Genomic DNA, 23,572 nt, shown 5'->3' on the forward strand with positions numbered 1-23,572 from the left:
GCTTACGCCCATTTTTCTCGGCGCGAGAAAGCTTAAGGATGTCTTCAGCAGTATGATTCATAAGACTCAGAGTATGATGATTTGGTGAGTACAATTAGAGCAGAAAACAAGATGGAATGGTATAATACATCCTTGTACGCTCCTCTTTTGCATCCATGCAAAAGACGTCCCCAGCCAAATTCTGCCCTATGCTGTATTGTGCTATTCGATTTGATTATAGCTTTTCCTCTTAAAGAACTGTTCAGCACTGCCAGTCTCTAGGTTCTCTCTAATCACGCGTGCAGTACCACTGACAAAACGCTTCAAACCATTGCCAATGCCTCACCAATCGCCTCATAGTGATTTTCTTTATTTGTTTGGGTGGGGTTTTCAATGCTTGAAGATCCAGTGCATTGTCAGCGGTTTAATAAATCGAATTGCTGATCACTGAGGATCTTTCGATAATGTAACCCTGCTAAACCTTGTAATCCACCGGTGTGGAAAAAAGCGATGCGTTTATTTGCTGGGATCTTGCCTTGATCTAATAGCGTGAATAATTGTTGTAGTGCTTTGCCGGTATACACCGGTTCTATACTGATATTCTGTTGTTGTTTTGCCTGACAACAAAAATCGATTAACTCGTTAGATACCTTGGCATAGTTAGAGTCGGCAGGTTGAATTGACCAGTTTTGATCATTTGCGGCAGCTATCATTGAATGAGGTAAACATCGTTTTACCTTGTCTGTTAAGGCGCTGTCTTTGACGACGGCTAAACCCAATATTTGCGTATGCGGATATCGCTGGATCAGACCTGCCAAAGTGCCGCCACTGGCCGTAGCACAGCATAGTATGTCGGCAAGACCATGGGGTGTATCGGCTAACGGTAATGTGGCAACGCCTGCTGCACCTTGTAAATTGCTGCCACCTTCCGGTATCACAAGATAATCGGGATACTGTTGCTGCAAATATAAATTGAACTCACTGCTTGAGCGCTGTCTAAACTGTGTTCGTGTTAAGGCGTGTAATTGCATGCCATGTTTTAAGCACTGGGCTAATGTTGGGTTATTTAAGTCTAGCTGCTCGGTACGCACTAAGCCGATGGTTGGAAAATGGTAATAGTGTCCAGCAGCAGCGAGGGCGGCTAAATGGTTAGAGAAGGCTCCGCCTAAGCTAAGAATGCCTTGCGTGGGCAAACGTTGTTGTAATGCGTTGTGTAATTTGAGCCACTTATTACCCGCAATTTCAGCCACAGGCGGGACTAGGTTTAATAACCATAGCTCGTTGTTGTTCGCGCCGAGGCGTTTGTCATACCAGCGTTGCCAGTGTATTGAGGGAAGTGTCATCGTCGTTATTCGTCTGCTTATCTTTAAGGTAAATTACTATTACAGTATAAGGTGCAGCGAGTATAACTGCCGCGGTGATTTGTTAGCAAAGCACGTGAATAGCTGACAAAAAAGCAGCAATACGTGGTTTTTTTCAGTAATTGGGTTAATTTGGCAAAAAAGTCATAAAAAGCTATTTTCTTGCCTGAGACTTACTTAGAATAGCGTTAACTCTTCTAAAATTTTTTTCTGATTGCTGACACGCTCTTGTTGGCTTTAGCAGTCGGATGTTGTTAAAAGGATCCACCTTCTCCATGTTTAATAAACTGCGCGGCATTTTCTCAAATGATCTGTCCATCGATCTTGGTACAGCTAATACTCTTATTTATGTAAAAGACCAAGGTATCGTTTTGAACGAGCCTTCTGTAGTCGCTATCCGACAGGAACGCGCCGGTGGTCCTAAGAGCGTGGCAGCAGTAGGGCATGCGGCTAAACGTATGCTGGGTCGTACGCCTGGTAATATCAAAGCTATTCGCCCGATGAAAGATGGGGTCATTGCGGACTTTTATGTTACCGAAAAAATGTTACAGCATTTTATTCGCCAAGCGCACAGCAACAGTTTTTTTCGGCCTAGCCCACGCGTTTTAGTTTGTGTTCCTTGTGGTTCTACTCAAGTTGAGCGTCGTGCTATTCGTGAATCTGCCCAAGGCGCCGGTGCGCGTGAAGTGTACTTAATTGATGAGCCTATGGCCGCAGCAATTGGTGCGGGCTTACCGGTTTCAGAAGCTACCGGCTCTATGGTCGTTGATATCGGTGGTGGTACTACAGAAGTCGCCATTATCTCGTTAAATGGTGTGGTGTATTCTTCTTCCGTGCGGATTGGTGGCGACAAGTTTGATGATGCGATTGTTAACTATATTCGTCGTAACTACGGCATTTTAATTGGTGAAGCAACAGCTGAACGCATTAAGACAGAAATTGGCTCGGCTTACCCGAGTGACGATGTGTTAGAAATTGAAGTACGTGGTCGTAACCTTGCTGAAGGTGTACCACGTAGCTTTACTATGACCAGTAATGAAATTTTAGAAGCCTTACAAGAACCATTAGCCGGTATTGTTAGTGCCGTAATGGTTGCCTTAGAGCAATCCCCACCTGAGTTAGCGTCAGATATTTCTGAGCGCGGCATGGTATTAACCGGCGGTGGTGCACTGTTACGTGATCTAGATCGTTTGTTAATGGAAGAAACCGGTATTCCGGTTGTTGTCGGTGATGATCCATTAACTTGCGTGGCTCGTGGTGGTGGTAAGGCGCTGGAGATGATCGATATGCACGGTGGCGATGTTTTCAGTTACGAGTAATGAGGTTTAGCACCGTCAGAGACCTACATGAATGATTTTTTTAGTCGTGGCCCGGCACTCGGGCTACGTTTAGTATTTGCTATAGCCTGCAGCGTCGGGCTAATGTTTGTTGACCGCTATACCGAAAGCTCCACGCAGTTGCGTAGTTATCTCACTTCAGCCGTTAGCCCGCTATTTTATGTGGCAAGTTTACCTGAAAGTCTTATTTCCGGTGCCTCAGAGCAGCTTTTGTCTCAGCAGCAGTTATTAGCTGAAAATGCTGAGCTCAAAACACGCTTATTGAACCAAGAAACGCAATTACAGTTGTTATCGTTTTTAAAACAAGAGAACAATAAACTACGAGCGTTACTTGGTTCAGCACCTGTGGTCGAGGGCCAGCGCCTGATTGCTGAAGTACTTGCCGTATATAGCCATCCTTTTAGTCATCAAATTGTGTTGAACAAAGGCACTAATGATGGCGTCACGGTGCATCAACCCATTATCGATGAAAAAGGGGTGCTTGGGCAGATCGTCAGCGTTGGGCCAAATAGTAGCCGCGCTTTGTTAATTTCCGATAATACTCATGCAGTTTCATTACGTGCAGAACGTACTGGGGTGCGCACCGTGGCAGAAGGTTTAGGCCAATGGGATATGCTGCGCGTTATCCATTTACCGTTGAGTACCGATATTCGAGAGGGCGATCGCTTGTTAACCTCTGGCTTGGATGGCCGTTTCCCTGAAGGCTATCCCGTGGCGGAAGTCATTAATGTTATTCGAGATGATAGCCAACCGTTTATGACGGTATATGCCAAACCTTATGCCAGCTTGGATCGCATCCGACATGTGTTGATCTTATGGCCAGGTACGCAGGTTGAAGCGGTGCGGCAGGAAGAGGAACCAGAATAATGCGCCCAGCACAGGGTTTAGGTTTTATTTATTTAAGTTTAATTACGGCGTTGTTGCTGACGGTTATTCCGGTACCGTTTCAATTCAGCTTATTTCGGCCCGATTGGGTGTTGCTTGTTTTAATGTATTGGACCTTAGCCTTACCACGTAGAGTGAATATTGGTACGGCTTTCTTTATGGGGTTTTTAACCGACGTTCTGGTGGGCACTGTGTTAGGGGTTAACGCCTTAGCGTTTTCAGTGGTTGCTTTTGTGATGGCGGTTAACCATCTGCAAATTCGCAACTTTGGTGTTATCCAACAAAGTTTATTAGTCGGTTTGTTGTTAGCACTGTATCAATTATTGCTTTTTTGGTTGAGTAACTTTTTAACTGGCGTTAATTTTCGCCCCGCTTATTTGTGGCCTGTGCTAACTGGCATGCTGGTTTGGCCTTGGTTGTTTTGGTTTTTACGGCGTTATCGCCGCCAACTTAAGATCCAATAATGTATCCGAAAATTGCTTTAGCTTCAGCCTCACCTCGTCGGCGCGAATTGTTGCAACAGTTGGGTGTGGAGTTTGATTTAATCAGTGCGTCAATCGATGAAAGTGTTTTGCCAGATGAAGCGGCTGCCGCCTATGTTAGCCGTTTGGCACTGCAAAAAGCACAAGCCGGTGCCGCAAAAATTGCCAACGCATTACCGGTTCTGGGCTCAGACACCAGTGTGGTGGTTGACAATAAAATTTTAGGTAAGCCAACGGATTATGCTGATTTTTTGGCTATGATGCAGTTATTATCCGGCCGTCAGCATCAAGTTATGACCGCCGTTGCCATTGTTTCACCAAGCCAAACCTTACAAGCGTTAGCGATAACAGATGTGTTTTTCCGAGAAATTAGTGAAGCCGAAATGGCTGACTATTGGTTAACTAAAGAACCTTGCGATAAAGCCGGTGGTTATGGCATCCAGGGTTTAGCCGGTAAGTTTGTCGAAAAAATTCATGGTAGTTATAGTGCTGTAGTAGGTTTGCCGCTGTGTGAAACAGATCGTTTATTACAGCAGTTATCGAGGTAGGCATGAGTGCCGAGTTACTGATTAACGTTACCCCTACCGAAACACGTGTTGCGCTGATTGAAAATGGCGTGCTGCAAGAGTTGCATATCGAACGTCAGGCCCGCTTGGGGCTGGTGGGCAATATTTATGTCGGTAAAGTCAGCCGCGTATTGCCGGGCATGCAAGCCGCTTTTGTCGATATTGGTATTGATAAAGCCGCTTTTTTGCATGCGTCAGATATCGTGCAGCACAATGAAGCCACTGAACTCGAACACAAACCCGGTATTAGTAAAGATATTCGTGTATTAGTGCGTGAAGGTCAGTACCTATTAGTGCAGGTTGTTAAAGATCCGTTAGGGACTAAAGGCGCACGTTTAACCACAGACATCACCTTACCTTCACGCTATTTAGTCTTTATGCCCGATTCAACGCATGTCGGTGTATCGCAGCGATTAGAAAGCGAAGCGGAGCGACAGCGGCTAAAAGAGATCGTATCCAATAATATGGACGACAGCGGGGGGTTTATTGTACGTACTGCCGCAGAAGGCGCCGCTGAAGATGAACTGATACATGATGCCAAATTCTTAAAAAAACTCTGGAGCAAGGTGCTCAAGCGCAAAAAAAATACGCGCAAAGAAGCGGTTGTCTATGAAGACTTAACCTTGTGTTATCGCATATTACGTGACTTTGTCGGCACAGAGCTGGAGCGAGTACGAGTTGATTCAAAGCTTACCTTTCAACAACTTACCGCTTTTTGTGAAGAGTTTATGCCACAAAGTGTGCCCTTGCTAGAGTATTACCCCGGCGAGCGGCCTATTTTTGATATGTTCGATGTTGAAAATGAGATCCAGCGTGCTTTAGAGCGCAAGGTGCCTTTAAAAAGTGGCGGCTATTTGATTATCGATCAAACCGAAGCCATGACCACTATCGATGTGAATACCGGTGCCTTTGTCGGCCACCGAAATTTAGATGAAACCATTTTCAATACGAATACCGAAGCTACCCAAGCCATCGCCCGGCAATTACGGCTGCGTAACTTGGGCGGTATTATTATTATCGATTTTATCGATATGCAAAATGAAGAACATAAACGGCGCGTATTTCATAGTTTAGAGCTAGCATTAGCCCGCGATCGAGCCAAAACCAATATTCATGGTTTTTCTGCGCTGGGTTTAGTGGAAATGACGCGCAAAAGAACCCGCGAAAGTTTGGAACATATTCTATGCTCAGAGTGTCCAGTATGTATGGGCCGCGGTTCGTTAAAAACCGTTGAAACCGTTTGTTTTGAAATTTTGCGCGAAATCGTGCGGGTTAATCGGGCTTATTCTGCAGATAAATTTGTGGTTTATGTTGCACCTGTTGTTAAAGATGCACTAACGACAGATGAGTTTCATAGTTTAGCTGAGTTGCAGGTTTTTATAGGTAAGCAAATCAGCATACATGCAGAGCCGATGTATACACAGGAGCAGTTTGACGTGGTAATGATGTAGTGCAGAAAACAAAGCAATTTTGTTTTTACTGTCTGCATAAATTATGGATAGCGCTGGCTATTTGTTTGGTGGTGTTAGCTACCGTGGTGTCGGTGCTACGCATTGCGCTACCTTATGCAGACAATTACAAGCACCATATTGAACAGGTACTGACTGCACAACTCGGTACTGAAATTGCTATTGGCCAAATTACCGCCGCGTGGCGACAAAGCGGCCCCGCTCTAGTGTTAGAGCAAGTTGAGTTGAACGCGGCCGAGCAGCTACAACTGCATATTGAACAAACGTCTATTCGTATCGACTTCTGGGGGAGTCTTACCTCAAGACAACTTACCGCTGAACATTTTGAATTACGTGGCTTACGTTATTGGTTAGATGCCGATGCACTGGTGCAGCCGGGATCTAACCAAGTAGACTCGGTGAGTAAGGTGCTACTGGCGTTAGAGCAATTATTTTTCCGGCAATTAAAAGAATTTACCCTGCGCGATAGCCAGCTGATCCTGTTTAGCGCTGATAATCCGCAGTTGGTATTGGATATCAGCCAGTTAAATTGGCGCAACCTGCAAGAACACCACCAAGGTCATGGTGAGCTCTCCATCGCCGATGTTACGGCTAATACCGTCAGTTTTATCTTAGATTTTCAAGGCCCAAGCTTGGCTGAGGCACAGGGCCAGCTGTATCTGCAAAGCTCGGAGTTAGACTTAATCCCGTTATTTCGGCAGTGGCTGCCGCAAACCCATCGCTTAGAAAAAGCCAGTATTAACTTTGAGGCTTGGGCTTCGCTCGACAACGGTCAATTGCATCAAATCCATGTTGAGTTAGCAGATAACAGCATGCATTGGCAGCGCGCCGGTTCAAAGCACAGTTTAAAGTTAGGGCCAGGGCAATTGTTATGGCAACCGGTAGCCGAAGGCTGGCAATTGTTATCCAGTGAATTAAGTTTGGCGGATGAACTGGAAGTGTGGCCCGGGTTGCAATTTCAACTGCACAAAACCTCAGAGCGCTGGGTTGCTGCGATCCAGCAATTTCAGTTAGATGCCTTAGAGCCATTGGCGCAATTGTGGGCTGAAGACAGTCAAGTGCTGCAAGGCATTTTAGCCTATCAACCTTCGGGCTATTTAGAACAGGCGCATTTAGCATGGCAAGACGCGCAATGGCAGCTACAAGGCCAGTTTAGTGGTTTCAGTAATCTTGCGGTGAAAGACATTCCTGGCACTGAAAACTTAGCAGGGCAATTTTGGGCTGGTAACAACTTTGCCTGGTTAGCGCTGTCGGCAGAAGAGCAGCAATTAACCTGGGATGGTTTATTTAAACAGGCCTGGCCTTATCAGCAATTAACAGCGGATATTCGCTTACTTAAACGGAACAACGACTGGCAGCTACAGATCCCCACCTTACAGCTGCAAGCTACTGACTTTAGTTTTGACGGCCAACTGGCTTTAACACTGTCTGAACAACCCGAGTTAGCTTTGCTGGCACAAGTCACCGGTTTAGATGCGGCCAATGCCCATTATTATTATCCGCAGCGCTATATGCCGGAGAAAACGCGAGACTATCTGACTAATGCGCTCAATAGCGGTCAAGTGATCCAAACCACTTTTTTGTGGCAAGGCGCCTTTGCCGATTATCCGTTTCGTGAAGGGCAAGGCCATTTTCAAGCTTTTGCCGAGCTAAGCGAAGGGGTGTTTTATTTTGCACCCGACTGGCCGGCGTTAACGGAGCTGCATGGAACTTTGCTATTTGATAATGCCAGTATGCTGATTGAATCACACAGCGCAAACCTTGCTGAATTGGCATTAACGGATGTGGTCAGCGCCACTATTCCGAATTTGTTTGACGCTGCCCAGTTGGATATTCGTTTAAATTCACAGTTAGACAGTCGCAATATCACCGAGGTCATCTCGCAGTCGTCATTAAAAGACAACTTAGGTAAAACGTTAGAACACTTAGGGTTAATCGGCCCACAACGTGTTGAGATGCTAGTAGAAATAGGCTTACGTGAGCCAAGTGTGAAAGTGAGTGGTGTCACGCGTTTACTGAATGTGCAAGCCAACTTACAAGCCCCCGCACTGCAAATTAATGGTTTAACGGGCAGTATTCAGTTTATTAATGAACAAATCAGCAGTGATCAGCTGCAATTTAATTGGCAAGGCATTCAAGGTGCGGCGGAATTAAAAGGGAGCTTACAAGAAAAAGGTTACAAAGTTGACCTCGCTGTAAATGGCCTAACACCGGCGACCGATCTCACTTTGCCGTTGTGGCCTGAAGCCGCAGATTTGCTTGAGGGGGAACTGGATTGGCAGTTAAAGCTGGCGTTATTGTTACCGAGCAGTGGTTTTACCTATCAGGCCGAGCTCAGTGCGCGGCTGGATGACTTAGCCGTAAACTTACCTACCCCCTTTGCTAAAACACAGCAGCAAGCTGCCAGCTTACAATTGGTGGCGCACGGTAATGAACAGCAAAGTTATTTTACGTTGGATTATCCAGCGCTGCTTAACTTTCAAGCCGAACTGCCACACAGTACAGGCGTGATAAGTCGTGCACAGTTATCGGTTGGTAGTGCGGACCCAGGGCTGGGAAGTAAAGGGTTTAATGTCGACATCAATTTGCCAGCAGTCAGTTTGCTGCCATGGTACGAGTTTTTACAGCCGTTACTCAGTTTGAAGAGCGAGGGCCAAGGGTTGTTACCGCCGTTAAACAAAGTGCGTGGCCGTATTGGCGCGATAGCGCTACCCGATAATTTGCAGTTAACCAATACGGTTTTTGAGTTATCAAGCACAGATCAAACGTGGCAGTTACAGCTTAATGGCACAGAGTTAGCAAGTCGTTGGCAGTTTTTCCATGACTGGCAAGCGCAAGGCATCGCCGCACAGTTTGATTACTTGCATCTTGCTTTACCCGAAAAAGACGCGGCCTTGGCAGAAAACGAACGCGCTGTAGCGTTATTAGCAGAGTTACCAGAGCAACAATGGTTAACGCAAATGGTGCCATTGCAATTAAGTTGTCAGGATTGCTCAATTGGTCATTACCGTTTTGGTTATGTCCAAATTCAAGCGGCGGGTACGGGTGATACTTGGCAGTTACGCCAATTCGATGCCGATTACAAAGGCAGTAAGCTTGGCGTGTCAGGCTATTGGCAGCCTGATAACGCAGCAGGTGTTAGCCATTTTAATGGTAGCTTCTCTAGCCCGAATATCGGTAACTTATTGGCTGAATATCAATTAAGCACCGCCATTAGCGGCAGCCGCAGTGACATTAGTTTTGAGCTAAATTGGCCAGGTGCGCCGCAACAATTTCGTTTAGGCTCACTCAATGGCAATGTTAAGTTTGCACTTGGTGATGGCGCTTTAACAGAGGTCAGCGATCAGGGCGCGCGGTTATTTTCACTGTTTAGCCTAGACTCGTTAGTGCGTAAATTGCGGCTCGATTTTCGTGATGTGTTTGCCAAAGGTTTTTACTACAACAAAATGAGTGGCACCCTGAACGTGCAGCGCGGTATTGCGCAAACCAATGACTTTGTGGTGGATGGTGTGCCAGGCAATTTAGCGATTCAGGGCTATTCTGATCTGGTAAAACGGCAGATGGATTATCAAATGTCCTTTGCGCCAAAAGTGACCTCGAGTTTACCGGTGATCATTGCCTGGATGGTGAATCCCGCGACCGGTTTAGCGGCACTTGCCTTAGATGAAGTCTTTCAATCGGCAGAAGTGATCTCGCGTATTAATTTCACGGTAACCGGCAGTTTTGATAAACCGGTCGTGACGGAAGTCAATCGACACAGCACCGAAGTGCCCGTACCGGTGCGTATTGCTCAACCAGAGGCGGTTCCCCTTGATAACACTCAACCCCGCTCAGACTAAGTGGCAGCTCAGTGCCATTCAATTTAACAGCCAGCCTGATCCCGAGAGTAATTTACGTTTCTTACGAGAGCAATTAGCACAATTGCCGCGTGCTTTGCAGCATCTGGTGGTGCTGCCAGAGTGTTTTGCCGTATTTGGTGGGGCTGAAGGGGTACAGCAACGTTATCAAGAGCCGCTAGGGCACGGGCCTATTCAGCAGGCTTGTGCGGCATTAGCTCAGCAGTATCAGCTGTACTTGGTGGCCGGTAGTTTACCAACATGCACCGATGAGTCAGCGCGTTTCGCTGCCAGCAGTGTATTTTTTGCGCCTGATGGCCAGCTATTGGCCGATTATCAAAAATTACATTTGTTTGATGTGAGCGTGAATGACAGCATGGGATCGTACCGCGAATCACTAAGTACCCAGCCGGGTAAGAAACTGACATTATCTGAACAGGGCAGTCTGAAACTGGGAATGACTATATGCTATGATGTGCGCTTTGCTGGCTTAACACAGGCGTTAGCCGAGCAGGGTATGAATGTACTCAGCGTGCCGGCGGCGTTTACCGAAGTCACCGGCGCGGCACATTGGCATACGTTATTACGCGCCCGTGCTATTGAAAGCCAAAGCTTTGTGGTGGCGCCAGGCCAAACCGGTACCCATGCCAATGGGCGTAAAACATTCGGTCATAGCCTGATTATTAGCCCTTGGGGCGAGGTGTTAGCTGAGGCGGGTTCCGCCCCGGGTTGGATCTCAGTGGCGGTCGATTTGGCCGATTGCCAACAATTGGCCGTAAACATGCCAGTAAAGCAACATAACCGATTTAGAAGTGAGCTGAAATAATGAATGTAGTAGAACAAAACCTAATTAATGCCTCTGAGCTGAGCGCCCGCGATTTAGAACAGACGCTGGGCTTTTTGTTTGCGCATCAGCTCGATTATGCCGATTTATACTTTCAATCTAGCGTGCATGAGTCGTGGGTATTAGAAGATGGCTTGGTAAAAGATGGCTCATTTAATATCGAGCGAGGCGTCGGAGTACGCGCTATTAGCGGCGAGAAAACCGGCTTTGCTTATGCCGATGCGATTAATAGCGATGCCCTAAAACAAGCGGCTACCGCCGCGCGCGGTATTGCGGCGCACGGTCAACAAGGCAGTGTTAAAGCCTTTAGCCGCACGGGCAATAGCCAAATTTATTTACCCTGCGAGCCCTTACAAAGCCTGAGCAACACCGACAAGGTCGCTTTATTGCATCAAGTTGAAGCCTTTATTCGTACCCTAGACAAGCGGGCTGAGCAAGTTATGGTGAGCCTAACCGGCGTTTACGAAGAAATATTGGTTGCAGGCAGCGATGGTACCTATGCGACAGATATTCGCCCTTTAGTGCGCTTAAATTGCTCGGTGCTATTAGAAGAAAACGGTCGTCGCGAGCGCGGCAGCGCCGGTGGTGGCGCGAGAACGGATTATCACTACTTTAGTGAAGAAGTTGACGGTGCGGTGCGCTGGCAGCAGTTTGCTCGCGAAGCCGTGCGGATGGCACAAGTCAATTTAACCGCAGTTGATGCGCCTGCTGGCACCATGCCGGTAGTGCTCGGCTCTGGCTGGCCAGGGGTGTTGTTACATGAAGCGGTAGGCCATGGTTTAGAAGGTGATTTTAACCGTAAAGGCTCCTCGACGTTTAGTGGCCGTATTGGTGAACAAGTGGCGTCGAAGCACTGTACTATTGTCGATGATGGTACCCTGACGGGCCGTCGTGGTTCATTAAATATTGACGATGAAGGTACAGCAAGCCAATACAATGTCTTGATTGAAAACGGTATTCTGAAAGGCTACATTCAAGATAAGCATAACGCGATGTTAATGGGCGTGGCACCTACCGGTAACGGTCGTCGTGAGTCATTTGCGCACTTACCCATGCCACGGATGACCAACACTTACATGTTAGCGGGCGAATATAGCCCAGAAGAAATTATTAGCAGCGTGAAGAAGGGCATTTATGCGCCTAACTTTGGTGGCGGCCAAGTGGATATTACTTCGGGTAAATTCGTGTTTTCGGCTTCTGAAGCTTACTTAATTGAAGACGGTAAAATTACCACACCGATTAAAGGCGCGACTTTAATTGGTAATGGCCCAGAAGCGATGCAACATGTGTCTATGGTCGGCAATGATATGCGCTTAGACAGCGGTATCGGCGTCTGTGGTAAACAAGGTCAAAGTGTACCGGTTGGCGTAGGGCAGCCTACCTTGAAACTGGATGCGCTGACCGTTGGCGGCACTCAATAATTAAAAATAGATAGCGTTAACCTCTGGATCTGTCGGCACAGGCCGGCATTACTACATACGCAGGAAAGAAAGATGGCAGCATTTGGTACGGTATTCACCCCCGAGATGATTATCTCGCGTTATGAACAAAATCAGTGGAGCACACCAGCAATGGTGTCGAGTAATAGCATCAGTTTGCACCCTGGTGCACATGTGCTGCATTACGCTAGCACCTGTTTTGAAGGGCTAAAAGCGTTTCGTCACGCCGACGATTCTATTCATATTTTTCGGATGGATAAAAACGTGGCGCGCTTACAGCAAAGTAGTGCTTTGCTGGCGTTACCTGCTTTTGACCCGGTCATGTTATCCAACATGATCACGGATATCGTGCGTCAATATGCGGCAGATGTGCCAAACCCGCCGGGCTCAATGTATATTCGTCCTACGCATATCGGTACCGAAGGCTCTATCGGTAAAGCCGCAGCACCCAGTTTAAATTCGATGCTGTATGTGCTGTTATCTCCGGTGGGTGATTATTTTGCCGGTGGCGCCAAGGCGCTAAGATTATTGCTAGAAGACGATGCCCGCTGTGCTAGCCATATGGGTATGGTAAAAAGTGGTGGTAATTATGCCAGCGCACTGCAGCCTATTATGAAAGCCCGTGCCGCAGTGCAAGCCGATCAGGTCTTGTTCTGCCCGAACGGCGATGTACAAGAAACCGGTGCTGCGAACTTCTTATTAATTGATGGCAATGAAATTATTACTAAAGCACTGGATAGCTCGTTTTTGCACGGCATTACGCGCGACTCTATTTTAACGCTGGCGCGTGATCGCGGTATGAAAGTGTCTGAGCGTGAGTTAACGGTTGACGAGCTACTCGAGCGCGCAGTACGGCCCGGTGCCGAAGCGGCGTTATCGGGCACCGCGGCGGTATTAACTGCGGTAGGTACCTTAATCCATGAAAACAAAGAATATCAAGTTGGCGGCGGTGAGGCAGGGCAAACCACAGCGGCCTTGCGTCAGGCGCTAAATGATATTCAATGGGGTAAGGCTGAAGATAAATTTGGTTGGTTGACGAAGGTCTGCTAAGCCCAGCAGTCATACGCTGATTATTACGGCAGCTGCGGCTGCCGTATTTATTGCTACAAACAAAATGACTGGTGGCAGGGCGGTACGGGCTGCTATCATTCTGCTTACACCCCAATAACAGCCAGAGAACAACATGGATCAGCAGCCTTTTTATAATCTTGTTTTATCTGACACCGATTTACCGGCGTTAGCGCAATTAAACTGGCAGCCCCTTTCCCCAAAATATAAACCGTTAATTGTGGCTTTAGAGCTCGGCTGGACAGCCTTGCTGACACTCGTGTGGCTGGTCTTGCTGTATCAACCGTTTTGGCCTGTCGATGAAGTCCATCAGCCGCTGTTGCTTTTTATAGGCTTGCTGATCAGTGGCCTGGGGCTGCTGCTGGCAACATGGGATCACTTCGCACTGCCAACATACGCTTATGCGTTACGCGAGCATGATCTGAGTTTTCAACGCGGTTTATTTTTTCGTAAAAGCACTACGCAACCGTTATTGCGTATTCAGCATATCGAACTTAAGCAAGGGCCTTTAGATCGCTGGGCCAATTTAGCCACGCTACAAGTATTTAGTGCGGGTGGCGCCATGCATACTTTTCAAATCCCCGGTTTGCCTGCTGATACCGCCCAACAAATTCGCCAGTTAATTTTGCAACATAAGGATATGCAGCAACATGGCTGAGCCGCACACCAGTGTCAGCGAAGCGACGCCGGCCCTAGATTCTTTATCGCAATGGCAGCGAGTATCGCCGATTGCGCTGTTGTACCTGGCGTTACGTTTATTTAAAGCGATTTTTGGTAACGTGAGCTACTTGGCCCCAGTGCTGATTGTGTTTTATCAAGGCATACAGCGCCAACCTCGCGCCTTCTTGCTTGGCGTACTGGTGCTGCTGCTGTTACTGGTCGTGGTTGCCTTGTTGCGCTATTGGGCTTTTCGTTTTCGCATTATTGATGAAACGGTGGAGATCCGTTCAGGCGTGCTGCGTAAAGCGCAGTTAAATTTACCCTTTAACCGCATTCAAAATGTGAGGTTACAACAACCGCTGTACTATCGGCCGACAGGGCATTTATGTGTGCATTTAGATACGGCCGGATCCAAAGTGCAAGAAGCACAGCTAGCGGCGTTACCCGAACATTTGGCACAACAATTACAACACGCTATTTATGCTAAACGCCAAGCGTTAGCCTCTGCCGGACAGCCACTTGAGAGTATCGACGATATTGCCACACGTACTGAGCCTGCGGTAGCCGCTACTGAACCAACAGAAACACTGCTCTGTCGTCGTGATATTGGCGATTTGGTGCTATACGGCATTAGTAATAACCGAGTGATTTTAGCGTTGGGTTTGTTAGCGCCTTTTTATCGCCCTTTAGTGGATATGCTAAATGAAAAGTTACCTGTATTGGGCTTAGATATTAGCGGTTGGTTTAACCCTGCCCAGCAATCCTGGTTTGGTGTGGGGTTAGCCGTATTAGCAACAGCGATGTTCTTTATGCTGCTGATCACGCTGGGTTCAATTGCTCTGTCGGTGATCAGCTATTATCAATTTCGCTTGTACCGCACGCAGGACCGCTATATACGGCGCAGTGGTTTGTTTACCCGCCATGAGATCAGCATGACATTATCGCGTTTGCAGTGGGTAAAGTTACAACAAGATTGGTTAGATAAACTGCTTGGGCGTTGTAATTTACATTATGAACAAATGTTTTCACCGCTGGAGGCCATGCAGCAAAATGCTGGCCACAGTAAAATTATGGTGCCAGCGCTTCATCCTGATGCTGCAGCGCAATTACTTTATGAAGCTTACCCACAACAACAATTAGCAAAAATGGCTTTAAAAGGGGTGAATTGGCGCTATTTAATTCCGAGCGCTCTGTTTGTCAGTTTGCCGTTATTGGTGATCAGCTTGCTGCTGATACGCACCTCAGTATGGATTGGCAGTTTTGGCATGTTGCTAAGCGCTGTGGTGCAAATATTGCTGTGGTTACGTTGGCGTAAATTTGGTTATGCACTCGATACTGAGTTTTTGTATATCCGGCAGGGCGTGATTGGCGCTGATTATTATTGTGTGCCACTACATAAGTTACAGCAACTGACCTTAAGCCAGCATTGGTTTATGCGCCGAGCGCAGCTGCAACATTTGCGGTGTGTGTATGCGGCTGGCGCATTGAATATTCCGTATATGCCGCAAGCGGATGCGCAAAAGTTGGCTGACTACGCCTTGTATCAAGCACAAGCCAGTGGCAAAGGCTGGATGTGAGCCTTGGCACACATCCAGTGGTTTGATTAGGCGGTTATTCAGGCAGGATCAACGGTCGGATCAGCTGAAACAGCTCACGGAAAGCCTTCGGGGGTTGTTCTTTCTCTGCTTCACGTTTGGCGTTACGGATCAGTTGTCGTAATTGCTGCACGTCTACCTCAGGGTAATCTGCAATAAACGCCGTTACGGCATCGCTATCGGCTAGTAAGCGATCGCGCCACGTTTCTACTTTATGAAACTGCTTGGTTGCCGCGCGATTGGTGTTACGGATCAGCGCTAGCGCCTGTTCAATCGGCTCTAAATCGCGATCACGCATTAACCGGCCAATAAACTGTAAATGGCGGCGTAACGCTTCGCGTTTTTTCGCCAGTCTATCGGCTAATTCTAGTGCGTCTTTTAATTCGTCATCCAGCGGCACCTTAGCGCGTAATGCTGGGCCAAGAGCCAGTAGCTCTTCACCTAGCTCCTGCATGGCTAGCATTTCTCGTTTAATCTGGCTTTTACTGATGTGATCCGGTTGTTCCAGCCATTTGCTGTCACCGTATTTAAATTCTGTATCTGTCATGGCTCTAAGTTCTATAAAAATAATTACACCTAGTATATCACTAAACTCGGCAGAGCAGGCAGCAGCCTTTGTCTGACTATGATAAGCTTAGCCTATTGATTTAGAGGTAAGAGTAACTATGCAGCAACAATCAGAAATTCAACGGGAAATTGCCGAAGTAAAAGAAGCCGTTAGTCAGGTGTTAGCCCATGCCAAACGCTTAGGTGCCAGTAGTGCTGAAGCGTCAATGAGCCGTACTCGTGGTTTAAGTGTCGAAACTCGACACGGTGAAGTGGAAACGGTTGAATTTAACCAAGACGGTGGTTTAGGTATTAGCCTGTATTTTGGCCAGCGTAAAGGTTCTGCCTCTACTGCCGATCTTAGCCCGCAAGCGCTAGAGAGTGCAGTTGCTGCCGCAGCAGATATTGCTCGATACACCTCAGAAGATCCGCATGCTGGCGTAGCGGAGGCGGCATGGTTAGAGTTTACCCCACCAGAGTTAGATTTATATTACCCCGACAGCATTGATACTGAACAGGCCATTGCGCTGTGTGCTGGCGCAGAAGACGCTGCCTTTTCGGCGGATAACCGTATTACCAATTCAGAAGGTGCGTCGTTTTCAACACACCAAGGTTTAAAAGTGTATGGCAACAGTCATGGCCAAATTGTCGGTTATCCTAGCTCTCGGCACAGTTTTAGCTGCGTAGTGATTGGTGAGCAAGACGACGATATGCAGCGCGATTATAGCTTTACTGTGGCACGGCGCTATGCTGACTTGTTAGATCCCAAACAAATTGGCCGCGAAGCCGCCTTAGAAACCGTCGCGCGTTTAAATGCACGTAAGATCCCGACGCAAAAAGTCCCGGTGATATTTCGGGCAGACATTGCCAGCAGTTTGTTTGGGCATTTAGTGTCTGCCATCAGCGGGGGCAGTATTTATCGTAAATCGAGTTTCTTACTGAATAAAGTTGGCCAGCCCATTATGGCGCCGCACCTGACGATATTAGAGCAACCGCACCTGAAGCTGGCGCTGGCTTCTAGCCCCTTTGATGCAGAAGGTGTTAAAACGCGTGATTTAGCGGTAATCGAAAATGGCGTGTTAAACACCTACCTGACCACCAGCTACTCCGCGCGTAAATTAAACATGGCCAGCACCGGGCATGCCGGTGGTATTCATAACTGGTTGATTAACCATGGTGATGCCGATTTAGCCGGTTTGTGTAAGCAGATGGGCAAAGGCTTACTCGTGACCGAGCTGATGGGGCAAGGCGTAAACACGGTAACCGGTGATTACTCTCGTGGCGCTAGCGGTTTCTGGGTTGAGCATGGTGAAATTCAGTTCCCTGTAGCAGAAGTGACCATCGCGGGTAATTTGGCTGATATGTTTATGAATATTGCAGCTGTGGCTAATGACGTTGATCGGCGCGGTGGCGTACTCACCGGTTCGGTCTTAATCAGTCAAATGCAGGTGGCCGGCAGCTAAATAGCACTTTGCCTGGATTAATTATAGGTAAACGAGACTTATGTCTAAGTGGCAACACTTAGACAACTCACTACAATAGCGCCTCTTTTTCAGTAGGGGCAGACAATGCAGTTAGAACGGATCCGGTTAAGCAGCTTGCATCAGAAAGTGATGTCAGCAGAAGAAGCGTGTGAATTTATTCAAGATGGGATGACCGTGGGGATGAGCGGTTTTACCCGCGCGGGTGAAGCCAAAGCCGTACCCAGAGCGTTAGTAGAGCGTGTACGTCAAAGCCCAATTAAAATCAATCTGATGACGGGTGCGTCACTGGGTAATGACCTTGATAAAGCGCTTACTGAAGCCGGTTTGTTGGCGCGTCGTATGCCTTTTCAAGTGGATAACACGTTAAGAAAAGCCATCAATAACGGTCAGGTCATGTTTATTGACCAGCATTTATCTGAAACTGTAGAGCAGCTGCGCAACCACCAATTAAAATTACCCGACATTGCGGTGATTGAAGCCGTGGCGATTACTGAGCAAGGCCATATAGTGCCTACAACGTCTGTGGGTAACTCGGCCAGTTTTGCTATTTTCGCCAAGCAAGTGATTATTGAAATCAATACGCTACATTTACCTGAGCTTGAAGGCCTGCACGATATCTACATTCCAAGTTATCGGCCAAGTCGTTTACCACTGCCCTTAGTGAAAGTGGACGATCGCATTGGTAGCACCGCCATCCCAATCGATCCGGCAAAAATTGTGGGTATCGTTTTTACTAATCAAGCCGACTCCTTCTCTACGGTCTCTGCACCAGATGCCGACACAGATAGCATTGCTAGCCACCTGGTCAGCTTTTTCCGTGAAGAAGTGAAGCAAGGCCGCCTAGCTAAGAATTTATCACCATTACAAGCCGGTATAGGTAACATTGCCAATGCGGTAATGATGGGCTTATTGAATTCTGAATTTACCGATATGACCATGTACTCGGAAGTATTACAGGATTCTACTTTTGAATTAATTGACGCCGGTAAACTGAAGTTTGCTTCAGGCAGTTCAATTACGTTATCAGAGCCTTGTTATGCTCGCGTATTTGGTGATTTAGCCAAGTACAAAGACAAGTTGGTGTTACGGCCACAAGAAATTTCTAACCACCCTGAAATCGTCCGTCGGTTAGGTATTATTGCGGTAAATACAGCGCTCGAGTTTGATATTTACGGCAATGTTAACTCTACGCACGTATGCGGTACGCGTATGATGAATGGTATTGGTGGTTCTGGCGACTTCGCACGTAATGCGCATTACGCCATTTTTGTCACCAAATCGATTGCGAAGAACGGCAATATCTCTAGCGTCGTCCCTATGGTTAGCCATGTTGATCACACTGAACACGATGTGGATATTCTGGTTACCGAGCAAGGCTTAGCCGATTTACGTGGTTTGGCACCACGTGAGCGGGCAGTACAAATTATCAATAATTGTGTGCATCCAGATTATCGTGCGCAGATGTTAGATTACTTTGAGCGAGCTTGCGAAAGAGGCGGCCATACACCGCATCTGATGGACGAAGCATTTAGCTGGCATGTGCGCCTTGAGCAAACAGGCAGCATGAAAGGCTAAGTTAGCCGTGAGCCGCAAATAAAAAGCCCCGCATTTTGCGGGGCTTTGGTTTTTGTACGCACTGGCGAAGTTTAATGCCAAACCTGTAAATACAAAATGTACACCGGCTTAGCAGTAATTAGCCTGCAACTTAGTCAATCTTGGTTTTTAAACCGCGACGAATTAACAGTGCATCTGTGGTTGGCTCTTGTCCACGGAACGCTTTATAAGAATCCATGGTAGGGCGTGAGTTGCCGACTTCCAGAATGTTTTTACGATAATGGTCGCCATTTTCACGCGTTAAGCCACCGTTTTTCTGCACATAAGCAAAGGCATCGGCGGCAAGAATTTCACTCCACATATACGCGTAATAGCCTGCTGAGTAGCCCCCACCCATCGAATGTGAGAAGAAATTTGATTTATAACGTGGTGGCACGGCAGGTAAATCAACACCATGCTTTTTCAATGCCGCGGCTTCAAAGGCTTGCGGATCTTGCAGTGGTGCATCGGCCGGTAATGAGTGCCATTCCATATCTAATAACGCGGCCGACATATATTCCAGCGTATCAAAACCTTGGTTAAAGCTACGCGAGCGAATCACTTTTTCTAATAAGGCTGCAGGGATTGGCTCACCGGTTTGATAGTGTTTAGCGTAGTTGCTTAAAATCTCGGGATGTTGTGCCCAGTCTTCTTCAAAGGTAGACGGAAACTCAACAAAGTCACGCGATACCGCAGTCATCGCCAGCGAAGGGTTTTTCACATTTGAGAACATACCGTGTATACCATGGCCTAACTCATGGAAGATGGTAGTGGTGTGATCATAGCTGATTAACGTAGGTTGCCCCTCTGGCGCTTTTGGAATGTTCATTACGTTAACCACAACCGGCTTTTGCCCGGTTAAATGTGATTGCCCCACAAAGGAGCTCATCCAAGCTCCGCCGCGCTTGCCTTCCCGTGCAAAGTAATCAGCATAGAAAATAGCTAAGCTGCTGCCATCTGCGTCGAATACTTCATAAGCGACAACGTCAGGATGATAAACCGGTAAATCTGGCCGAGGTTTGAAGCTAATACCATAAAAACGGTTTAAATAATAAAATACACCGTCTTCCAAAACGCGGTTAAACTCAAAATACTGCTTAACTTCGTTTTCGTCTAAGTCATATTTAGCTTGGCGTACAAACTCAGCATAGTATTCCCAATCCCAAGGTTGTACTTCAAAATCACCGCCTTTCTCAGCGATCATTGCCTGGATCTCAGCTTGCTCTTGTTTGGTATTCGCCACCACCGCAGGGGCCATAGAACCTAACATAGCAAAGACGGCTTGCGGTGTTTTTGCCATGTTGTTTTCTAAAGTAAAGCTGGCCCAATTATCATAGCCGAGCAGTTGTGCACGTTCGGCGCGTAATTGCGCTAAACGGGCGACAATATCGGTATTATTATTGTCGCCACTTTGCGCGCGGTTAGCCGAGGCTTCCCACACCCGTTGCCGAACGTCACGGTTGTTTAACGAACTTAATATAGGCTGGCGCGTGGTATTGGTGATGCTGATTAAATATTTACCGTCATGGCCACGCTCTTTAGCGGCATTGGCCGCTGCAGTAATTTGTGCTGCTGATAGGCCATCGAGCTCTTCTACGGTATCCACGATAACTGCAATATTCGCCGTTTCGGCTAATAGGTTTTGTGCAAATTTGTTGGTTAAGGTCGAGTGTTCTTCATTCAGTGCGCGGATCGCGGTTTTTTGCGCGTCGTTAAGTTTGGCACCGGCTCGCACAAAGCGCTCATAGTACACTTCAACTAAGCGCAACGATTCGGCATCTAAGTTTAAGTCATTGCGAGTAGTATAAATGTGCTCAATACGTGCGAAGAGTTCGGGGTTTAAATTGATATTGTCTGAGTGCGCGGCCATTTTCGGTGCTAATTCGCTTTGAATGGTACGGCGCGCTTCGTTACTGTCTGTGCCGGTCAGGTTATAAAAAACGCGAGAAACACGCGTTAATAACTCACCGCTTTTTTCCATAGCAACCAAGGTGTTTTCAAAGGTTGCAGGTTCCGGGTTATTGGCGATAACCGCAATTTCATCTAAATGTTGCTGCATACCCGCGGTAAAAGCCGGTAAAAAATGCTCATCTTTAATGGCGGCAAAATCTGGCGCTTCATAAGTTAAGGTGCTTTTTTGAAAAAACGGGTTGCTCACTGTTACATCCGTAACCGCAGCCGGTGCGGCAGCTTGATTCGCTTGTTGAGTAGGGGGGGTGTTGTCTGTACAGGCGCTTAGTGCAAGTACAGCACTGATAGTAGTAGCGAGTAACGATTTACGCATGACGTGCTCCATGGATTAGCGTGATAATTTTATAGTTATAAAATGCCAATAAGTGGCGAGTTTTAACTAGCAGTATGCCAAAATTGCTCTGTTGATAAAGGGGCTTTGCAACTAAATCACCATAATATCAGACCAATGGCCCTTGTTTTGCTGTTGTAGCACGCTTAGTCTTCTGCTGGCGTGGTCAGTGGTAGAGTAAAGTAAAAGCAGCTGCCATCACTTAGCCGTTCATAACCCACAGTACCTTGCAGTTTTTCAATGATTTCTTTGCAAATCGCCAAGCCTAAGCCTGTACCGCCTTGTTCACGCACTGTCGGGTTATCGGCTTGGGCAAAACGTTGGAACAGCATAGGCTCGAAAGCCGGTGGCACCCCTTTGCCATGATCGATAACACAGACTTTGATCGTTTGCTCTTGTTGCTCGAGCCGAATATGCACGGTCGACGTTACGGAAGAGAATTTTATCGCGTTAGAAAGTAGGTTGATCACCACTTGGCGTAAGCGTGCTTCATCGGCTAATACCCAGCGGTTGTTTGCAGAATTATCCTCTAGCTCAATGGTACGATGTAACCCGTGCAATTGAGCGATGCATTGTAATAACAAGGCTTTTAAATCAACCGACCGCACATTAAAACGCATATGGCCGCTACTGAGCTTTTCAAAGTCGAGTAAGTCGTTCACCAGTTGGTGTAACTGCTTACAACTTTGCTGCGCTAAATGCAGCATTTTATGTTGTTTCTCGGTTAATTCACCCAAAGCACCGCCCAGTGCTAAATTCAAACTGCCATTAATGGCGGTAAGTGGCGTGCGTAATTCGTGGCTCACGGTTGCTACAAAGTCGTTTTGTAGGCGCTCCACCCGTTTGCGTTCAGTGATATCACGTAATACAAATAAGCGCTGAGCTTGTTGCAGCGGTAACTCGGTATGTGATAACTGCAGCGGGAAACTTTGTTGATCAGCGCGTCGCCCCAAACACTCAATGCCAACTTGCTTTGGCTGTGCAGGATCATAAATTTTCGCGCTGTTTTCACTCGCATCTAATAAACACGTCCAGTGTTTACCCAATAAACTTACGCCTGAATAAGCAAAAATACGATAACAGGCTCGATTAGCGGTTTGAATAATGCCACGGGCGTCAACGGTAATAATGCCATCAAAAACATTATCATGAATGCTACGCAGCGTTTTTTCCTTATCGCCTAATGCTTTAGCACTTTGCTTTAAGCGTTGCATCGAAAAGAATAAGCGCCACTGTAACAACAGCATAATAATACCCGCGCTGTACAGCATACCCCGAAGCCCAGACACGTGTTGCTCAGACAGCTCCGCTGCCGGGATTGCCATTTGCCACTGCGCCCCACGTACCGACACATCTAGGATGGGGTTAGCTTTGTTGAACAGGCGGTCATCACCATAAAAGCTTTTGCTAAAGCGCTGTTTGGCTAATTTACTGCGCAGCGCAATGGGTAAGCCCATTTGCTGCGACTTTTCACTCAGTAACTGCCAAATGGGTTCAATGTCGATTACCGTGCTGACAATGCCCCAATACTCGCCGTCAGGCATAAAAATAGGGTAGCGATAGATAAAAGAAATACCCCCTTGCACCAAATGTATCGGGCCTGTTAGTTTGGCATTTCGATCTGCAATAATGCTGGCAATAGCCGGCCATTGCTCAGGTAAATCGGGATAATATAAGTTTAATGCCTGCTCGTTGCCGGCCAAAGGAAAGATGTAACTAATACGATTTGCTGGTGCAATGCCAATGTTCCGAATATAAGGGGCTTGTTGCACCATGCCGGGCAATAACACGTTTAATTCGCTATCACGAATTTTGCCGTCCATCGCAACAATATAAGACGCCAAACCAATGGTTAAATAAGATGAGATATTCAATTCGCTTTCTAACTGCGAGCGTAATTGCTCGGCCGTATTTAAGCGTTGCTGCAGTTGCCCAGCGCGCAACCGGTGCTGCTCATTATTTAAAAACCACTCAACGCCCAGCAAAAACAGCAAGCATGAAGCGATCAAAGCAAGCCATTGCCATAATTGTAGGCTAGAGCGATAGTTCAGCATAACAAGGGGATTGCCGCAGAAAGTGAAAACATACAGGCAGATTATAGCCACTTACCACCAGATGCAAAAAAG

17 protein-coding genes are annotated in these 23,572 nt (G+C 47.1%); 13 read left to right on the forward strand and 4 right to left on the reverse strand.

The features are described 5' to 3' along the window. Positions 1-395: 395 nt before the first annotated feature. The gene (locus L1N97_RS16365) at positions 396-1,322 is read right to left on the reverse strand and encodes a 1-aminocyclopropane-1-carboxylate deaminase/D-cysteine desulfhydrase (RefSeq protein ID WP_236130530.1); all 927 of its coding nucleotides are present in this window, start codon (positions 1,320-1,322) and stop codon (positions 396-398) included. Positions 1,323-1,615: 293 nt separating this feature from the next. Here L1N97_RS16365 and L1N97_RS16370 point away from each other — a divergent pair, with 293 nt between their 5' ends. From L1N97_RS16370 to L1N97_RS16420, 11 genes are all read left to right on the forward strand, one after another. Next, entirely contained in the window at positions 1,616-2,659 is a 1,044-nt protein-coding gene (locus L1N97_RS16370; protein ID WP_226752415.1) for a rod shape-determining protein, read from the forward strand. A gap of 27 nt (positions 2,660-2,686) precedes the next feature. Further along, entirely contained in the window at positions 2,687-3,544 is an 858-nt protein-coding gene (gene mreC, locus L1N97_RS16375; RefSeq protein ID WP_226752416.1) for a rod shape-determining protein MreC, read from the forward strand. Next, the gene (mreD, locus tag L1N97_RS16380) at positions 3,544-4,026 is read left to right on the forward strand and encodes a rod shape-determining protein MreD (protein WP_229588286.1); all 483 of its coding nucleotides are present in this window, start codon (positions 3,544-3,546) and stop codon (positions 4,024-4,026) included. Before mreC ends, mreD begins: the two co-directional genes overlap by 1 nt. Next, positions 4,026-4,592, forward strand: coding sequence for a Maf family protein (locus L1N97_RS16385; RefSeq protein WP_229588288.1), 567 nt, complete (start codon positions 4,026-4,028; stop codon positions 4,590-4,592). Before mreD ends, L1N97_RS16385 begins: the two co-directional genes overlap by 1 nt. A gap of 2 nt (positions 4,593-4,594) precedes the next feature. Further along, complete coding sequence (rng, locus tag L1N97_RS16390; protein WP_229588289.1) at positions 4,595-6,061, forward strand: ribonuclease G; 1,467 nt, start codon at positions 4,595-4,597, stop codon at positions 6,059-6,061. Continuing rightward, complete coding sequence (locus L1N97_RS16395; RefSeq protein WP_236130531.1) at positions 6,061-9,918, forward strand: YhdP family protein; 3,858 nt, start codon at positions 6,061-6,063, stop codon at positions 9,916-9,918. Before rng ends, L1N97_RS16395 begins: the two co-directional genes overlap by 1 nt. Beyond that, a complete protein-coding gene (locus tag L1N97_RS16400) occupies positions 9,890-10,741 on the forward strand; it encodes a carbon-nitrogen hydrolase family protein (protein ID WP_229588293.1) in 852 nt (283 codons plus the stop codon). Before L1N97_RS16395 ends, L1N97_RS16400 begins: the two co-directional genes overlap by 29 nt. Further along, positions 10,741-12,180 (forward strand): metalloprotease TldD, encoded by a 1,440-nt coding sequence (gene tldD / locus L1N97_RS16405; protein ID WP_236130532.1) that lies wholly within the window; start codon positions 10,741-10,743, stop codon positions 12,178-12,180. The genes L1N97_RS16400 and tldD overlap by 1 nt, the downstream gene beginning before the upstream one ends. A 72-nt stretch (positions 12,181-12,252) precedes the next feature. After that, entirely contained in the window at positions 12,253-13,248 is a 996-nt protein-coding gene (locus L1N97_RS16410; protein ID WP_236130533.1) for a branched-chain amino acid aminotransferase, read from the forward strand. Between the two features lie 133 nt (positions 13,249-13,381). Then, positions 13,382-13,924 carry a PH domain-containing protein gene (locus tag L1N97_RS16415; RefSeq protein ID WP_236130534.1) on the forward strand — a complete coding sequence of 181 codons (543 nt, stop codon included), beginning with the start codon at positions 13,382-13,384 and terminating at the stop codon, positions 13,922-13,924. After that, positions 13,917-15,503, forward strand: a complete 1,587-nt coding sequence (locus L1N97_RS16420) for a PH domain-containing protein (protein WP_236130535.1) — start codon at positions 13,917-13,919, stop codon at positions 15,501-15,503. The genes L1N97_RS16415 and L1N97_RS16420 overlap by 8 nt, the downstream gene beginning before the upstream one ends. A 34-nt stretch (positions 15,504-15,537) precedes the next feature. Here the strand turns inward: L1N97_RS16420 and yjgA are convergent, their stop codons facing one another. Then, complete coding sequence (gene yjgA / locus L1N97_RS16425) at positions 15,538-16,068, reverse strand: ribosome biogenesis factor YjgA (RefSeq protein ID WP_236130536.1); 531 nt, start codon at positions 16,066-16,068, stop codon at positions 15,538-15,540. 118 nt (positions 16,069-16,186) lie between these two features. Here yjgA and pmbA point away from each other — a divergent pair, with 118 nt between their 5' ends. Both pmbA and L1N97_RS16435 read left to right on the forward strand, forming a co-directional pair. Beyond that, complete coding sequence (pmbA, locus tag L1N97_RS16430; RefSeq protein WP_236130537.1) at positions 16,187-17,530, forward strand: metalloprotease PmbA; 1,344 nt, start codon at positions 16,187-16,189, stop codon at positions 17,528-17,530. Positions 17,531-17,635: 105 nt separating this feature from the next. Further along, positions 17,636-19,126 (forward strand): acetyl-CoA hydrolase/transferase family protein, encoded by a 1,491-nt coding sequence (locus L1N97_RS16435; RefSeq protein WP_236130538.1) that lies wholly within the window; start codon positions 17,636-17,638, stop codon positions 19,124-19,126. Between the two features lie 130 nt (positions 19,127-19,256). Here the strand turns inward: L1N97_RS16435 and L1N97_RS16440 are convergent, their stop codons facing one another. Next, positions 19,257-21,428, reverse strand: coding sequence for a M3 family metallopeptidase (locus tag L1N97_RS16440; protein ID WP_236130539.1), 2,172 nt, complete (start codon positions 21,426-21,428; stop codon positions 19,257-19,259). Positions 21,429-21,592: 164 nt separating this feature from the next. Beyond that, positions 21,593-23,500: an ATP-binding protein gene (locus tag L1N97_RS16445; protein ID WP_236130540.1), complete on the reverse strand. Its 1,908-nt coding sequence runs from the start codon at positions 23,498-23,500 to the stop codon at positions 21,593-21,595. Positions 23,501-23,572 lie beyond the last annotated feature (72 nt).

The organism is Rheinheimera sp. UJ63, from assembly GCF_021568285.1.
Taxonomy (GTDB): domain Bacteria; phylum Pseudomonadota; class Gammaproteobacteria; order Enterobacterales; family Alteromonadaceae; genus Alishewanella; species Alishewanella maricola.

Excerpts from the sequence above, each read along its gene's own strand:
- L1N97_RS16365 (WP_236130530.1), bottom strand. The coding sequence starts at position 1,322 with ATGACACTTCCCTCAATACACTGGCAACGCTGGTATGACAAACGCCTC.
- rng (WP_229588289.1), top strand. The coding sequence starts at position 4,595 with ATGAGTGCCGAGTTACTGATTAACGTTACCCCTACCGAAACACGTGTT.
- tldD (WP_236130532.1), top strand. The coding sequence starts at position 10,741 with ATGAATGTAGTAGAACAAAACCTAATTAATGCCTCTGAGCTGAGCGCC.
- L1N97_RS16435 (WP_236130538.1), top strand. The coding sequence starts at position 17,636 with ATGCAGTTAGAACGGATCCGGTTAAGCAGCTTGCATCAGAAAGTGATG.
- L1N97_RS16370 (WP_226752415.1), top strand. The coding sequence starts at position 1,616 with ATGTTTAATAAACTGCGCGGCATTTTCTCAAATGATCTGTCCATCGAT.
- mreC (WP_226752416.1), top strand. The coding sequence starts at position 2,687 with ATGAATGATTTTTTTAGTCGTGGCCCGGCACTCGGGCTACGTTTAGTA.
- L1N97_RS16420 (WP_236130535.1), top strand. The coding sequence starts at position 13,917 with ATGGCTGAGCCGCACACCAGTGTCAGCGAAGCGACGCCGGCCCTAGAT.
- L1N97_RS16445 (WP_236130540.1), bottom strand. The coding sequence starts at position 23,500 with ATGCTGAACTATCGCTCTAGCCTACAATTATGGCAATGGCTTGCTTTG.
- L1N97_RS16385 (WP_229588288.1), top strand. The coding sequence starts at position 4,026 with ATGTATCCGAAAATTGCTTTAGCTTCAGCCTCACCTCGTCGGCGCGAA.
- mreD (WP_229588286.1), top strand. The coding sequence starts at position 3,544 with ATGCGCCCAGCACAGGGTTTAGGTTTTATTTATTTAAGTTTAATTACG.
- pmbA (WP_236130537.1), top strand. The coding sequence starts at position 16,187 with ATGCAGCAACAATCAGAAATTCAACGGGAAATTGCCGAAGTAAAAGAA.
- L1N97_RS16440 (WP_236130539.1), bottom strand. The coding sequence starts at position 21,428 with ATGCGTAAATCGTTACTCGCTACTACTATCAGTGCTGTACTTGCACTA.
- yjgA (WP_236130536.1), bottom strand. The coding sequence starts at position 16,068 with ATGACAGATACAGAATTTAAATACGGTGACAGCAAATGGCTGGAACAA.
- L1N97_RS16410 (WP_236130533.1), top strand. The coding sequence starts at position 12,253 with ATGGCAGCATTTGGTACGGTATTCACCCCCGAGATGATTATCTCGCGT.
- L1N97_RS16415 (WP_236130534.1), top strand. The coding sequence starts at position 13,382 with ATGGATCAGCAGCCTTTTTATAATCTTGTTTTATCTGACACCGATTTA.